The following is a 14,766-nucleotide window of genomic DNA, read 5'->3' on the forward strand; positions in this document are numbered from 1 at the left end:
CACTTCTCGTTGCTAAACGAAGATTATGAACGAAACAAGGATTGAACGATCGGAATGCGACTGATATTCTTGATGTGAAGCAAACCGAATAGGAAAAGGGCGATAAAATAGACAGCAACTGTAATCAATATGCTCAGTAGCGTTCCAGCAAGCATTTGTTCAGCGGTAACAAACGTACGAAAGCACATGATGGCCACACCCGCAGATAAAAGCGTTACAATACCGGTGTTTGTCCAATCACGAAAACGGATCGTAAACCCTACCGCACGGGAAACGCTAATAAAATGAAGCAAAGTAACAAGCACCATACTCGTACAGATGGCAAGAGCAGCGCCCATCATGCCAAGTTCTGGTTGAGATGCGAGAAATGCAATGGCAGATAGTTTGACGACAGCGCCAATTAAACTATTGTACATCGCAGACTTCGCAAGGTTAAGCGCTTGTAGAATGGCTTGCAGTGGTCCTTGAAAATAGAGAAAAATACAAAAAGGTGCCATCAGCTTCAAGTATACTGCCGCTTGAGGAGCATGATACATAAGCGTAAGCACAGGTACCGCAAACACGTACAATATAACAATTGAGATGCCCCCAGATAACAAGGCGACTTTTGTCGTTTGTTGAAGCCTTCTTTGAATGAGAGTGTAATCTTCTTTGCTATGGGCTTCACTAATTGCAGGTACAAGCGAAACAGAAAGTCCATACGTAATAAAAGAAGGTAAAAATAACAACGGGATAACAAAACCGCTCAGTTCACCGTATTGACTTGTCGCTAAAATCGTAGCGACACCTGCGGCAGCAAGACTTTGTGCAACGATGATGGGCTCAAGGAATAGTGACACCGAGCCAACGAGACGGCTTCCGGTTGTTGGCAAAGCGATCGTCATTAAATCATGTAGCGTTTTTTTACCGCCAACTAAGGCTTGAGAGAAATTTTTGCGGATTCTCATCGGTTTTTTTCTTTTGAACATGTAGATGACGTACAGTAGAGATGCAAGTTCACCGAGCACCGCCGAGATCATCGCACCGGCAGCGGCGAATTCAATCCCGTAAGGAAGCAGTGTGCTCGTACAAATGGCGACAAGCGCAATGCGGACGATCTGCTCAATCACTTGAGCGTAGGCGATCGGTTTCATATTTTGCATTCCTTGAAAATAGCCGCGTAAAACGGCAGAAAGTGCTACAATGGGAACAATTGGGATAATCGCCAGCAATGGATATAAAGCTCTCGTGTCGGTAAGTAACCACTCAGCAAGCACCGGTGCAAGAAAAATAATTAACGTCGTAAACAAGATGCTCAACGAGCCCGTAACGACCATACTTACTGCTAGAATTCGCTTTTTACGGTCATGATCTCCTACAGCATCGGCTTCGGCGATGAGCTTTGAGATTGCAACGGGTAGACCGAGCTGTGTGAGTGTAATCACGAGTAAAAATGTTGGAATGGCCATCATGTACAAGCCCATTCCTTCAGCGCCCATAATTCTGGCGACGACAATTTTATTGACAAAACCAAGCAAACGGGTAACAAGACCGGCCATAATCAGGATAAATGCTCCTGCAAAGAAGGTTTGTTTAGACATTTACGCCTCCTTTTTGTCATCTAATCGTAAGGTTGTCCTTCTCCATATGTATGCGCATTTTTGGAAGGCATGACAAGCTCGTGACGGAAGGGAAGAAATCGAGAGGTGAACGTAGTGAACCCCCAACAATTTGAAGTGTGGAGAGATGATTTAGAACCGGTGTTAATATTGAAAGCCGATGAGTTTCACTTACTAGGGCAAAAAGAAGCGACGAAAGAAGACGTATGGCAGCTAGGGCTAGAGAAATTGCAAAAAGAAGAAGAATTTGTCCCTTTCTATCAATTCGTGAGTGTGTTTATGCGTTTGAATGTGACGGACTATATGAACAAAGTCACAATTTCAGCGTATAAAGGTGAGGGAAAATGGTCGAAAGATACCGAAGATGAGCTAGAAGGCTTACTTCATGACGTTCTTCGGCATTGACAGTAAAAAAGTAGGGTTCGTATAATAGATATGTTGTGCAAAAGATGCTCGTAGATCATCATCTTCAGTGAACCGTGTCTGAAGGGATTGCGAGACTGGATAGGTTTTTTTGTTTTTAATGAAGGAGGACATGTAATGGGTAAGAAGTGGCTGAGAATCGGTACATTTTTCGCCATCGTCATCGCTCTAGGTGTGCTGATTTTTCAGACAGCTGAAGACGTTGCATCAGATACGAATTTAGGACTTGACCTTCAAGGCGGGTTCGAAGTGTTGTACCAGTTGCAACCTGAAGATGGAGAAGAGTTGACAGACGATGATATACAGTCAACAGCAACGGCTCTGAACCAACGAGTAAACGTACTCGGTGTATCCGAACCGGCAATCTCTGTAGAAGGAGAAGACAGAATTCGCGTTCAGCTGCCTGGCGTTGAGGACCAACAAGAAGCAAGGGCCACGCTCGGAACGGAAGCGGAGTTAACGTTTAGAGACGTGGACGATAACGTGTTGCTTACCGGTGAAGATTTACAGCAAGGAGGCGCGCAAGCGACGTTTGACCCGGATGACAACTCCCCGATTGTCGCTTTAACGCTTCAAGATGGTGACAAGTTTGGTGACATTACTGCGGAATTATCGCAACAAACACCACCAGAAAACTTACTCGTTATTTGGTTGGATTTTGAAGAAGGCATGTCATTTGCAGAAGAAGCGCAAAGTGAAGACCCAGCTTATCTCTCAGCACCACAAGTGACACAAACGCTTCGTCAGCCAGAAGTTGTAATTACGGGTAGTTTTACACTCGAAGAGACGGAATTTATTGCAGACATACTTAATGCGGGTGCTCTTCCTGTTTCACTCGAGGAAGTGTACTCAAATGCCGTCGGTGCGTCCCTCGGTGAACAAGCATTAGAGCAGACGTTAATCGCCGGCATGATCGGTGTCGCGCTAGTGTTTATTTATATGTTGGCGTATTACCGTTTCATGGGTGTCATTGCAACGATCACGCTTTCGGTATACATCTATTTGGTGATGATTTTCTTCAATGCCATCCAAGGTGTACTTACATTGCCGGGGATTGCAGCATTAATTCTCGGTGTCGGTATGGCGGTTGATGCGAATATTCTTACCTATGAACGAATAAAAGAAGAACTAAAAGACGGTAAGTCAGTGAAATCAGCATACAAAGCGGGAAGTCGTCGTGCGCTAGGTACGATCATTGACGCCAATATTACGACCATTATTGCCGCTGCTGTGATGTTCTATTTCGGAACAAGTGCGGTTCAAGGGTTTGCTGTCATGTTGATTACGAGTATTCTAACAAGCTTTATTACGGCTGTGTGGGGCTCGAGGGTTCTCCTTGGGTTATGGGTGAACAGCCGGACCTTAAACCGGAAATATTGGTTATTTGGTGTAAAGGGGCGTGACGTTCGTGGACTTTAATATGGCTAACAAGAACTGGGACCTGATTAAACACCGCAAAAAATATTTCGGTTTAACAATCATTATGACGCTCATTGGAGCGATTTTGCTCTCAACCGTTGGTCTCAACCTCGGCATTGACTTTGAAAGTGGAACGCGTGTCGATGTCGTTGCTGGAGAGCCGTTAACAGAAGAAGAAGTGGCGGATCACTTTATCGCCGCCGGTGGATTTGAACCCGATGACATTACACTTGCAGGTGACAACAACGAACAAGCATCTGCTCGGTTTATTGGAGCGATGGCTCAAGAAGACGTCGGGGCGATACAGACGTATTTCACAAATGAATTTGGAGAAGAACCGAACGTAAGCACCGTTTCTCCACAAATTGGGCGTGAGCTTGCACAGAACGCGATTATCGCTACGTTACTCGCTGCCTTCGGGATTGTCATTTACGTTGCGTTTCGATTTGAATTCCTTTACGGTGTTGCAGCAGTTGCCGCTCTCTTGTATGATGCGGTCTTTGTGCTTACCATTTTTAGCATCTTACAGCTTGAGGTGAACATCCCGTTCATTGCCGCGATCTTGACGGTTGTCGGGTATTCGATAAATGATACGATCGTTACGTTTGATCGAATCCGTGAGAACATGAAGAAACAAGATGAAATTCGAGACTTTAACCATCTTGCTAAAGTTGTTAATGATAGTTTGTTACAGACGCTCACTCGTTCCATTAACACTGTTCTTACCGTTCTATTCGCAGCGGGTGCAATTTGGTTGTTTGGTAGTGAAGCAATTACGTCATTCGCCTTTGCGATTGTCATTGGTCTTATTGCCGGAACGTATTCTTCATTGTTCTTCGCCGCACAATTGTGGTTAGTGATGAAGCATCGTTCGCTAGAAAGAAAAAAGAATAAGCCTGTAGAAGCAGAAGAATACTAGGACAATACCCCTCCGAGACAATTGGAGGGGTGTTTTTACCGTATCAAATCTTTGAATAATGGAGCGATCGGTATGCAAAATGGAAACAGTGAGCGTTTCAAGAAAATTAATTTCGCTGCTTGGCTCGGAATCGCGATTAATATCGTTCTTGCCGCTTTGAAGTTTTTCGTCGGTTGGTTTGCGAATAGCAGGGCACTAATTGCTGATGCGCTTCACTCAGCTGCAGATGTCGTCACCTCGTTTGCAGTGTTGATTGGTGTGCGTGCCGCCGAGCTTCCCCCAGACGAAGACCACCCGTATGGTCACGGGAAAGCAGAATCGATTACAGCTATAATCGTTAGTGTGTTGCTGTTTGTGGTCGGTCTAGATATTGCGATCAGTACGCTTGGAGACATCGGGTCTGAGAACCCTGTTCCAGGTATTGCAGCGCTGTATGTAATTATTTTTTCGATCATCGTAAAAGAAGCGTTATTCCGTTATAAGCTTCATCTTGGGAAGAAATATAACAGTGAAGCCATTATTACAGATGCATGGCATCATCGCTCGGATGCGTATTCTTCGATCGCAGCAATGGTTGGGGTCGGTGCTTCACTTTTAGGCGCGCAATTTGGTTTGTCCTGGCTTATGTATGGAGACATGATTGCTGGAGTGTTTGTCGCAGCTCTTGTAATGGTTATGGCGTATAAACTCGGTCGAGATGCGATTCACAACTCTTTGGACCATGTGTTGCATGAGGAAGATACTGTTGACATGATTGAGCGTGTAAACGGAGTAAAAGGCCTCATAAAAATTGACGAATTTCACGCAAGAGAGCATGGACATTATGTGATTGTTGATATTAAAATAGTAGTGAATCCTGACATCTCTGTTCGAGAAGGGCACGACATTGCCAAACGTGTAAAGAATACACTGATGGAAGAGGAGCGGGTTCGGGACGTCCTTGTCCACGTTAACCCATTAGATGTTGATGAACGAGAAACTAAACGCAGGAGTGATCTAACATGAAAGGTCAATGGACATTAATTCTCGGTTTAATCGCTGCACTTTTAATCTCAATTTTTGCTGTGATAAACGTTGACTCGGTAACGGTAGACTTTATGTTTGCCACAACCCAAGTGCCACTTATTCTCATCATTTTAGGTTCTGTATTAATGGGTGGGGTGATTGTCGGCGCAGTGGGAATGTTGAAAGTGTACAAATTGCAACAAGAGATTCGTCGTTTGAAGAAGAGCCAACAAGAAGGTCGTCAAGTGAGTGATCACCCAGATCCGAAAGATCAAACTTCAGAAACAGAGCATTCGGACACAGATTAGTCGATTGCTGAGCGTTCAGCTGTTCTGTATAATGTATACGGTCAGGTGAGGAGTGAAGAACGAATGTTACAAGCAAACACAAAATGGCAAATGAAAACACAGACGATGAAAGCAGATCAGTTGGCATCGGTGCTCGGTGTGTCACCTTTGACTGCCCATCTCCTCATGAATCGCGGGTGTGAGACGAAAGAGAAAGCTGAAGCTTTTTTACATATGAACGAGGATCGTATGCACGATCCTTTTCTTTTGCATGGCATGAAAGAAGCTGTTGACCGGATCCATAAAGCGGTGATTGACAAAGAGAAGGTCATTGTCTTCGGGGATTATGATGTTGATGGGGTGTCAAGTACAGCACTCATGTGTGAAACACTACAAAAGCTTGGAGCGGTGTATGACTGGTACATCCCCAACCGGTTTACCGAAGGATACGGACCAAACGTGAACGCTTTTCAAGGTTTACGTGATGAAGGTGCGTCGCTTATCATTACGGTGGATACAGGCATTGCGGCTGTAGAATCCGTAAGTTTTGCCAATGGAATTGGCTTAGACGTCATTGTGACTGATCACCATGAAGTCGGTCCTGAACTGCCAGATGCACAAAGCATCATTAATCCGAAGAAGAAAAACTGCTCGTATCCTTACAAAGATCTGGCAGGGGTCGGCGTTGTGCTGAAACTATCGCACGCACTGTTAGGTGAGGTACCTAAAGATGGATTTGATTTGGTTGCACTTGGCACGATCAGTGACCTTGTTCCGCTAGTAGATGAAAACCGTTATTTTGCAAAGCGGGGGTTAAAGCAGTTGGGTCTACAAAAGCGTGCGGGTTTACGTTCACTAGGCGAAGTGAGTGGATTAAACGGGCCTCCGTTTTCTGCTCAAGATGTTGGGTTTGGACTTGGTCCAAGGCTAAATGCGGCAGGGAGAATGGCTTCTGCTAGGCCGGCTTGTGAGTTGCTGATGGTGAAAGATACAGAGGAAGCGCTCGTTCTTGCTGAGCAAATTGATCATTTAAATCAAGACCGCCAAGAGACGGTAGAGCGGATTGCTGAAGAGGCCCTTAAAAGCGTAGATCAAGAGTTAGATGTTGATGCCGTTGTCGTATCTGGTGTTGGCTGGAACTCGGGTGTGACCGGTATTGTCGCCTCTCGCCTCGTTGAAAAGTTCAATCGACCGGCGATCGTCATTGCGGTAGATGAACATGGCGTCGGGAAAGGTTCGGCACGCAGCATTCCAGGTTTTGATTTATACGATACACTTTCAGAAGTTCGTCACCTATTTACTCATTTTGGCGGACATCCGATGGCAGCAGGATTAACGATCGATACGACTCATATTGACGAGCTCCGAAGTCATATGAATAAGCGTGTGAACGAGACGATGACAGAAGAAGAGTTTATTCCCGTCACTCACATTGAATTGTCTTTAACGGTTTCTGATGTAACGATTGACCTTATTCGAGAAGTTGAACAGTTGGCCCCTTTTGGAATGGGCAATCCCAAGCCATGTGTACTGATTGAAGAGTCAAAGATCATTGATAAACGCTCGATCGGCGCAAAGAAGAATCACGTGAAGATGCAACTGGCGGATGACGATGCGCAATTGGATTGCATCGGTTTTCGCAAAAGTTATATCGATGATCAAGTGAGCATGAGCAGCAGCATATCTGTGATTGGTGAGTTGGAAACGAACGAATGGCGAGGGAAGATAAAGCCGCAACTGATTTTGAAAGATGCACAAGTAAACGGCTACCAACTGTTTGATGTGCGAGGCAAATCACTCGCTTCATTACCCGCTGATGTTGCACGTGTTGTGTTTACCGAAGAGAAAAAACAACAGCTGAAGCGTTTAGACACAGAGAGTGCGGTTATCCGCGCAGATGAAGTAGATTCAACGATGCCTGGCACGTGTGCTCTCGTCGAAATACCAGACTCACTTGAGGAAATCGAAACATTGTTGACAAGAACCTCATCATCTGTAAAGAATGTGTATGTCGCTTTCCAAGAAGAAGCGGTATCTTACTTTATGACGGTACCTTCTCGAGAAGAATTTAAGTGGTACTTTGCCTTTATTAAGCAAAAGGGTCCAATCTCAAAAAATGAATTGACGCAGCTTGAAAAGTATAAAGGTTGGTCAGAACCGATGATTAAATTCATGACAAACGTGTTTCGAGAGCTCGAATTTGTTACAATAGAGGATGGTTTGATTAAGATTCATCATGCGCCATTGAAGAAAGACTTGAAAGATGCACCGACCTATATGATGCATCAAACACGCGTAGATGCAGAAAAGACGTTGTTACTTTCAAGTTCAGAGGAGTTAAAACGCTGGTTTGACCAGCAATTGAAGCGGAAGTTACCTGAAAGAGAGGAATTACTCAGTGGATTATAAAGAACATATTACGATTATTGAGGACTACCCAACAGAAGGCATTCAATTTAAAGACATTACCCCACTCTTACAAAACGGACCAGCTTATCGAAGTGCAATTCTTGAAATGAGTGAGTATGTCAAAGAACGAAAAGCTGACATTATCGTCGGTCCTGAAGCACGGGGATTTGTCGTTGGTTGTCCAATTGCCTTTCAATTAGAAAAAAGCTTTGTGCCTGTAAGAAAAGCTGGCAAACTTCCACGTAAAGTTGTGCAAGCCGATTACGGTTTAGAATATGGCAATGACACATTAGCGATTCATGAAGACAGCATCAAGCCTGGGGACCGCGTCATTATTACCGATGACCTGTTGGCGACAGGCGGTACCATTGAAGCAACGATTAAGCTCGTTGAAAAGCTCGGTGGCGAAGTGGTTGGCTGTGCATTTCTCATTGAACTCGCTTACATTGACAGTCGTTCAAAGATTAAAGATTATGATGTGTTTTCATTAATCTCTTACAAATAATGTGATACTTTTTTGACATGGAGGTCCTTTCTTTTAGGGGACCTTTTTATTATTGACCCTATTTGTTGTCGAAGATTTGGGTTTTAACGAGCATGACACTTTACATGCCATCATTTTTTATTGATAATAGATTAAATAGAGAACCGAGAGATTGATGAAAGGTGATTCCATGACGATTGAGCAGTTACTAGAGCGGGCAGCGAAGTATATGTCAGATGAGCACGTACAATTTATTACAAGAGCTTATGAGTATGCAGAACGAGAACACGAAGGACAGTTTCGAAAATCAGGAGAACCGTATATTCACCATCCCGTACAGGTCGCAGGGATTCTTGTTGATCTTCAACTTGAACCTGCGACAATCGCCGGTGCATTCTTGCACGATGTTGTCGAAGATACAGAGACGAGCTTAGAGCAATTGAATGAACATTTCGGCGAAGAGGTAACGATGCTCGTCGACGGTGTCACAAAGCTAAAGAAGATCAAATACAAATCCAAACGTGAACAGCAAGCTGAGAACCACCGTAAAATGGTCGTGGCCATGGCACGGGATATACGGGTTATCCTCATTAAGCTCGCCGATCGTCTGCATAACATGCGGACGTTGAAGCATTTGCCTGCAGAGAAGCAAAGACGTATTTCCAACGAAACTTTGGAAATTTTTGCTCCTCTTGCTCATCGTCTAGGGATTTCAACGATTAAGTGGGAACTTGAAGATATCGCGCTCCGATATTTAGATCCACAGCAATACTATCGGATCGTCAATCTCATGAAGCAAAAGCGTGCACAACGTGAGCAATACATTGATGAAGTGATGACCGATATTCGTGACAATGTGAAAGAATTGAATGTTGAGGCAGACATTTCCGGACGACCGAAACATATTTATAGCATCTATCGCAAGATGACAATCCAAAAGAAACAGTTCAATGAGATTTACGATTTGCTAGCTGTACGGATTATCGTCAAAAGCATCAAAGATTGTTATGCGGTATTAGGGGTGATTCATACGCAATGGAAACCGATGCCAGGTCGGTTTAAAGACTATATTGCGATGCCGAAGGCGAACATGTATCAGTCGCTTCATACAACGGTTATTGGCCCGAAAGGTGAGCCGTTAGAAGTGCAAATCCGATCAGAAGAAATGCACCGTATCGCTGAATACGGTGTGGCAGCACACTGGGCGTATAAAGAGGGTGCTGCAAGTACCGAGCATTCACTCGACAAGCTCGGATGGTTTCGAGAGATTCTTGAATGGCAGAACGATGCAACGAACGCAGAAGAATTTATGGAATCACTCAAAATTGATCTATTTTCCGATATGGTGTTTGTCTTCTCGCCAAAAGGCGATGTGATTGAATTACCGCGAGGTTCGGTGCCAATTGACTTTGCGTACCGGATTCATACAGAAATTGGAAATCGTACGATCGGGGCGAAAGTAAACAGCAAGATGGTTCCCCTTGATTACGAATTGAAGACCGGAGACATTATTGAAATTCTCACGTCCAAGCATTCTTATGGTCCGTCGCAAGACTGGCAAAAAATCACACAAAGCTCCCATGCAAAAAATAAAATTAAACAGTTCTTCAAAAAAGAGCGACGAGATGAGAACGTGCAAAAAGGACGGGAAGCGATTGAACGTGAATTAAAATCCCAAGAATTTAGTCCAAAAGAAATTCTCATCGGGGAGAACTTGCAAAAAGCGGCGGACAAGTTTAGCTTTGCAGGCGAAGAAGATATGTTTGCCGCGGTAGGTTATAACGGCATTAGCGCTAAACAAGTCGTTACACGCCTCACAGATAAGAAGCGTCAAGAAAATGAACAACAAGAAAAGAAGACCGTTACTGAGGCAGTTAAAGAAATTAGTACGCCAGTTCGCACGCGCAAATCCGGCGCAGGTGTGAGTGTAAAAGGGGTAGATAATTTACTCATTCGACTGTCCAAATGTTGCAATCCGGTTCCAGGTGATGAGATTTTAGGATTTATTACGAAAGGTCGAGGTGTATCGATTCACCGCTCAGATTGTCCTAATGTCGTCGGCTTAGAAGAAGACAACAGCCGACTCGTTCCGGTTGAATGGGACCGAGATGAAGAGAAGAAGAAAAGCTACAATGTGGATATTGAAGTGACCGGTTATGATCGTAGAGGTCTCCTCAATGAAGTGTTACATGTTGTTGCGGAATCAAGAACGAATATCCATGCGGTAAATGGACGGTCAGATAAGAATAAAATGGCGGTCATTGATATGACGATCGCGATAACGAACCTTGATCATCTCTACAAAGTCGTCGACAAGATCAAAAAGCTACCAGATATCTATTCCGTTCGTCGTGTGATGCATTAGGCAAAGGAGTTTTTCAAGATGAGAGTGCTTTTGCAAAGAAGCAAACAAGCGAGCGTGACGGTGGATGAAAAGAGAATTGCCGAGATTGACTATGGGTATGTTCTTCTCGTTGGCGTCACTCATGAAGATACCGAAAGAGACGTGGAATGGTTGGCGGACAAGTGCGCCCATCTTCGTTTGTTTGAAGATGGGGACGGAAAAATGAATGACTCCATCTTAGACCGAGAAGGTAGCATTTTGTCCGTATCACAATTCACGCTCTACGCAGATGCAAAGAAAGGTCGAAGACCAAGTTTTACTGGGGCGGCGAACCCGACCGAGGCGGATCGTTTATATGAATTATTCAATGAAAAACTCCGCGCCTATGGGCTAGATGTGCAAACCGGCAAGTTCGGGGCGATGATGAATGTCGCTCTCGTAAATGATGGTCCGGTTACGTTGATGCTTGAATCACCAGAAAAAAAGTAACACATACAGTTGACAACGTGCAAAGAGATATTTATGATATAAAACATAATACATCCCGTTAACGGAGAAAAGTATCAAGCGGCACTATTCAAAAGAGAGGAAGCGGCAATAGCTGAAAGCCCTTCTGTTTATCCGTTTGAGAAAGACACTTCACAGGGCCTCATTCGAACCGTATTCTACGCAGTAGGATGAGACGTAACACAGGCGTTAACTGTGATAAGCGGAAGTAATTGGATTGTACTTCAAGTTTGGGTGGCACCGCGGGTTATACTCGTCCCTCTGTTTTTACAGAGGGACGTTTTTGCGTTTTATGAGACCGGAAGGAGAATGATATTATGGATTATCGGATTCCAAGAGGAACACAAGACATTTTGCCAGGCGCGTCTTCGGATTGGCAAAAGATCGAAGCTATCGCTCGGTCGGTGAGCCGAGCCTACAATTACGATGAAATTCGTACACCGATATTTGAGACAACAGAGGTATTTCAACGCAGTGTCGGGGATAGCACAGATATTGTGCAAAAAGAAATGTATACGTTCCAAGACCGGGGAGGAAGACATCTGTCATTGCGCCCGGAAGGTACGGCTTCGGTCGTACGGTCTTTTGTAGAAAATAAAATGTACGGCATTGTCCAGCAGCCAATCAAACTTTATTATACGGGCCCAATGTTTCGCTATGAACGACCAGAGTCAGGAAGAATGCGGCAATTCCACCAGTTTGGTGTTGAAGTGCTCGGGAGTGACGACCCAGCCATTGATGCGGAAGTTATTTCTCTGGCAATGGACTTTTATAAAGCATGCGGTCTAGACAAGTTAAAGCTCGTCATAAACAGCTTAGGAGATAAAGAAAGTCGAGGCGATCACCGCAGCGCACTTGTGGATCACTTTTCAGCGCGAATTGACGAATTTTGCTCAGACTGCAGGTCCCGGCTCGAGAGCAATCCGATGCGTATCCTCGATTGCAAAGTCGATCGTGAGCACGAACTCGTGCAAACCGCACCGTCCATACAAGATTATTTGAATGAAACGTCTGTCGCCTATTTTGCAAAAGTGAAGCAGCTGTTAGATGCGATGGACATTCCTTACGTTATTGATCCAAACCTCGTCCGTGGCCTTGATTATTATACGAACACCGCATTTGAAATCATGCTCGATGAACCTGAGTTTGGTGCCATTACGACGCTTACAGGCGGAGGGCGCTACGAAGGCTTAGTGGAAGAGTTCGGCGGACCGAAAGTGTCGGGGATCGGTTTTGGTTTAAGTATTGAGCGTGTTCTCATGGCTCTTGAAGCAAGAGGATTACTAGAAGAAAACAACCGTACATTGGATGTGTATGTGGTTGCGGTTGGAGAGAAAGCGAGTGACTATGCAGCCGTTATGCTTCGAGAATTAAGACAATCTGGCATTACCGCTGATAAAGATTATTTGCAAAGAAAGATGAAAGCTCAATTCAAAGCGGCTGATCGCAGTGGCGCTAAGCATGTCATTGTTATCGGTGAGAATGAACTTGAAACAGGAGCTGCGAACGTAAAGAATATGGAAACTGGGGATCAACAACAAGTTCCATTTGAAGCGCTCGTATCTGAACTGTCAAAGTAGACATAAAGGAGAGAAAAACATGGTAGGGTTAGGAAGAACGCATTACAGTGGAGAAATTACTGAAGGCATGATCGGAGAGAGAGTGCAGCTGAAAGGGTGGGCGAGAACGAGACGCGATCTCGGTCAAGTAATCTTTATTGATTTAAGAGACCGTAAAGGAATTGTACAAGTCGTTTTTAGTCCAGAAATTAATGCAGATGCACTCAAAATCGCTGAATCCATTCGTAATGAATATGTACTCGATGTAGAAGGGACGGTCGTTCTTCGAGAAGAAGAAACGATTAACGAGAAGATTCCAACGGGAAAAGTGGAAGTACATGTCGACCAAGTTCGTATTTTAAATGCATCAAAAGCACTTCCATTTGCGATTGAAGAAAATGTACAAGTATCTGAAGATGTACGTCTTTCTAAGCGTTACTTAGATTTAAGACGACCAGATATGCAACAGGTTTTTCGACTGCGTCATCAGATTACAAAAGAAATCAGACACTTTTTAGACAATCAAGAGTTTATGGAAGCCGAAACGCCGATGCTCACAAAGAGTACGCCAGAAGGCGCTAGAGATTATCTCGTACCAAGCCGCGTACACGAAGAAGAATTTTATGCACTGCCGCAATCCCCACAGTTGTTTAAACAGCTCTTTATGATTGCAGGCTTTGAACGTTACTATCAGATTGTGCGTTGTTTCCGTGATGAAGATTTGCGAGCAGACCGTCAACCAGAATTTACGCAAATTGATATTGAAGCATCGTTTATGGATAGTGAAGACTTGTTTAAAATGACAGAAGAGATGATGTCGCATTTGATGGATGTTACGAAAGGGATCCAAATTCCAAAGCCGTTTCCGAGAATGACGTACGATGAAGCAATGAATCGTTACGGGTCAGACAAGCCAGATACACGCTTTGAGATGGAACTTGTCGAGCTATCGGAGATTGTGAAATCTAGTGATTTTAAAGTATTCACTTCAGCCGTTGAGTCGGGTGGAAAAGTGAAGGGCTTAAATGCAAAAGGCCAAGGAGATCAGATGTCACGTAAGGAGATTGATGATCTTGCGGACTTTGCAGCCATTTACGGAGCAAAAGGTCTTGCTTGGTTGAAAGTCGACGAATCCCTTGAACTAAAAGGTCCAATTGCGAAATTCTTATCTGCAGAAATTCAAGAGCAAATGAAAACAGCAATGCAAGCAGAAAGTGGAGATTTACTCATGTTTGCCGCTGATGAAGCGGGTATTGTTTATGATGTTCTCGGCGCTTTACGGATGAAATTTGGGAAGGAATTGAAGTTGATTGATGAATCGAAGTTCAATTTCTTATGGGTGACGGATTTTCCACTCGTAGAATATGACAAAGATGCTAAACGCCACGTCGCTTTACACCATCCGTTTACACGTCCTGTTGCCGAAGATATTGATAAGTTAGAAGAACGTCCAGAAGAAGTTACCGCACACGCTTATGACCTTGTATTAAATGGCTACGAGCTCGGTGGCGGTTCACAACGTATTCATGAGCCTGACTTACAAATGCAAATGTTTAAGACGTTAGGGTTTAAAGAGGCTGATGCGTTGGATGAATTTGGCTTCTTGATTGAGGCGCTAAGCAATGGTGCACCTCCTCACGGTGGTATTGCGCTAGGCTTAGACCGATTGGTGATGCTTTTTGCAGGGGTAGACAACTTGCGTGAAGTGATTGCCTTTCCTAAGACTGCAAGTGCAAGTTGCTTGTTAACAGGAGCACCGAGCGAAGTCAGCGCTAACCAATGGAAAGAGTTGAACATTCGCCCGAGGTAACG

Annotated in this window: 12 protein-coding genes and 1 other annotated feature; of the genes, 11 read left to right on the forward strand and 1 reads right to left on the reverse strand. The window is 44.3% G+C overall.

Going from position 1 to position 14,766, the window contains the following annotated elements; translation table 11 throughout:
• Nucleotides 1-23 precede the first annotated feature (23 nt).
• Nucleotides 24-1,580: a stage V sporulation protein B gene (gene spoVB, locus ACE1TF_RS18355; RefSeq protein ID WP_375018946.1), complete on the reverse strand. Its 1,557-nt coding sequence runs from the start codon at nt 1,578-1,580 to the stop codon at nt 24-26.
• Nucleotides 1,581-1,685: 105 nt separating this feature from the next.
• Here spoVB and ACE1TF_RS18360 point away from each other — a divergent pair, with 105 nt between their 5' ends.
• The 11 genes from ACE1TF_RS18360 to aspS all read left to right on the forward strand — a co-directional run bounded on the left by ACE1TF_RS18360 (nt 1,686) and on the right by aspS (nt 14,764).
• Nucleotides 1,686-2,003 carry a post-transcriptional regulator gene (locus tag ACE1TF_RS18360; protein ID WP_081829376.1) on the forward strand — a complete coding sequence of 106 codons (318 nt, stop codon included), beginning with the start codon at nt 1,686-1,688 and terminating at the stop codon, nt 2,001-2,003.
• A gap of 135 nt (nt 2,004-2,138) precedes the next feature.
• Complete coding sequence (secD, locus tag ACE1TF_RS18365; RefSeq protein ID WP_375018949.1) at nt 2,139-3,440, forward strand: protein translocase subunit SecD; 1,302 nt, start codon at nt 2,139-2,141, stop codon at nt 3,438-3,440.
• On the forward strand, nt 3,430-4,359 hold the full coding sequence (secF, locus tag ACE1TF_RS18370) for a protein translocase subunit SecF (protein ID WP_375018951.1): 930 nt from the start codon (nt 3,430-3,432) through the stop codon (nt 4,357-4,359). Before secD ends, secF begins: the two co-directional genes overlap by 11 nt.
• Nucleotides 4,360-4,431: 72 nt before the next feature.
• Entirely contained in the window at nt 4,432-5,364 is a 933-nt protein-coding gene (locus ACE1TF_RS18375) for a cation diffusion facilitator family transporter (protein ID WP_375018953.1), read from the forward strand.
• On the forward strand, nt 5,361-5,672 hold the full coding sequence (locus tag ACE1TF_RS18380; RefSeq protein ID WP_375018955.1) for a LapA family protein: 312 nt from the start codon (nt 5,361-5,363) through the stop codon (nt 5,670-5,672). The genes ACE1TF_RS18375 and ACE1TF_RS18380 overlap by 4 nt, the downstream gene beginning before the upstream one ends.
• A gap of 63 nt (nt 5,673-5,735) precedes the next feature.
• Nucleotides 5,736-8,060 (forward strand): single-stranded-DNA-specific exonuclease RecJ, encoded by a 2,325-nt coding sequence (gene recJ, locus ACE1TF_RS18385; RefSeq protein WP_375018957.1) that lies wholly within the window; start codon nt 5,736-5,738, stop codon nt 8,058-8,060.
• A complete protein-coding gene (locus ACE1TF_RS18390; RefSeq protein WP_042424340.1) occupies nt 8,050-8,565 on the forward strand; it encodes an adenine phosphoribosyltransferase in 516 nt (171 codons plus the stop codon). The genes recJ and ACE1TF_RS18390 overlap by 11 nt, the downstream gene beginning before the upstream one ends.
• Before the next feature lie 154 nt (nt 8,566-8,719).
• Nucleotides 8,720-10,909: a RelA/SpoT family protein gene (locus ACE1TF_RS18395; RefSeq protein ID WP_375018988.1), complete on the forward strand. Its 2,190-nt coding sequence runs from the start codon at nt 8,720-8,722 to the stop codon at nt 10,907-10,909.
• Between the two features lie 18 nt (nt 10,910-10,927).
• Entirely contained in the window at nt 10,928-11,377 is a 450-nt protein-coding gene (dtd, locus tag ACE1TF_RS18400) for a D-aminoacyl-tRNA deacylase (protein ID WP_375018959.1), read from the forward strand.
• Between the two features lie 49 nt (nt 11,378-11,426).
• Nucleotides 11,427-11,659: a binding site (T-box leader), on the forward strand.
• 53 nt (nt 11,660-11,712) lie between these two features.
• On the forward strand, nt 11,713-12,975 hold the full coding sequence (gene hisS, locus ACE1TF_RS18405) for a histidine--tRNA ligase (RefSeq protein WP_375018961.1): 1,263 nt from the start codon (nt 11,713-11,715) through the stop codon (nt 12,973-12,975).
• A 19-nt stretch (nt 12,976-12,994) separates the two neighbouring features.
• Nucleotides 12,995-14,764: an aspartate--tRNA ligase gene (aspS, locus tag ACE1TF_RS18410; protein ID WP_375018963.1), complete on the forward strand. Its 1,770-nt coding sequence runs from the start codon at nt 12,995-12,997 to the stop codon at nt 14,762-14,764.
• Nucleotides 14,765-14,766: the final 2 nt, after the last annotated feature.

The organism is Geomicrobium sp. JSM 1781026, from assembly GCF_041949955.1.
Taxonomy (GTDB): Bacteria; Bacillota; Bacilli; order Bacillales; family Marinococcaceae; genus Geomicrobium_A.

Coding starts and splice junctions, on each gene's coding strand:
- spoVB (WP_375018946.1), bottom strand. CDS start 1,580: ATGTCTAAACAAACCTTCTTTGCAGGAGCATTTATCCTGATTATGGCC.
- secD (WP_375018949.1), top strand. CDS start 2,139: ATGGGTAAGAAGTGGCTGAGAATCGGTACATTTTTCGCCATCGTCATC.
- hisS (WP_375018961.1), top strand. CDS start 11,713: ATGGATTATCGGATTCCAAGAGGAACACAAGACATTTTGCCAGGCGCG.
- aspS (WP_375018963.1), top strand. CDS start 12,995: ATGGTAGGGTTAGGAAGAACGCATTACAGTGGAGAAATTACTGAAGGC.
- recJ (WP_375018957.1), top strand. CDS start 5,736: ATGTTACAAGCAAACACAAAATGGCAAATGAAAACACAGACGATGAAA.
- ACE1TF_RS18395 (WP_375018988.1), top strand. CDS start 8,720: ATGAAAGGTGATTCCATGACGATTGAGCAGTTACTAGAGCGGGCAGCG.
- ACE1TF_RS18375 (WP_375018953.1), top strand. CDS start 4,432: ATGCAAAATGGAAACAGTGAGCGTTTCAAGAAAATTAATTTCGCTGCT.
- ACE1TF_RS18380 (WP_375018955.1), top strand. CDS start 5,361: ATGAAAGGTCAATGGACATTAATTCTCGGTTTAATCGCTGCACTTTTA.
- dtd (WP_375018959.1), top strand. CDS start 10,928: ATGAGAGTGCTTTTGCAAAGAAGCAAACAAGCGAGCGTGACGGTGGAT.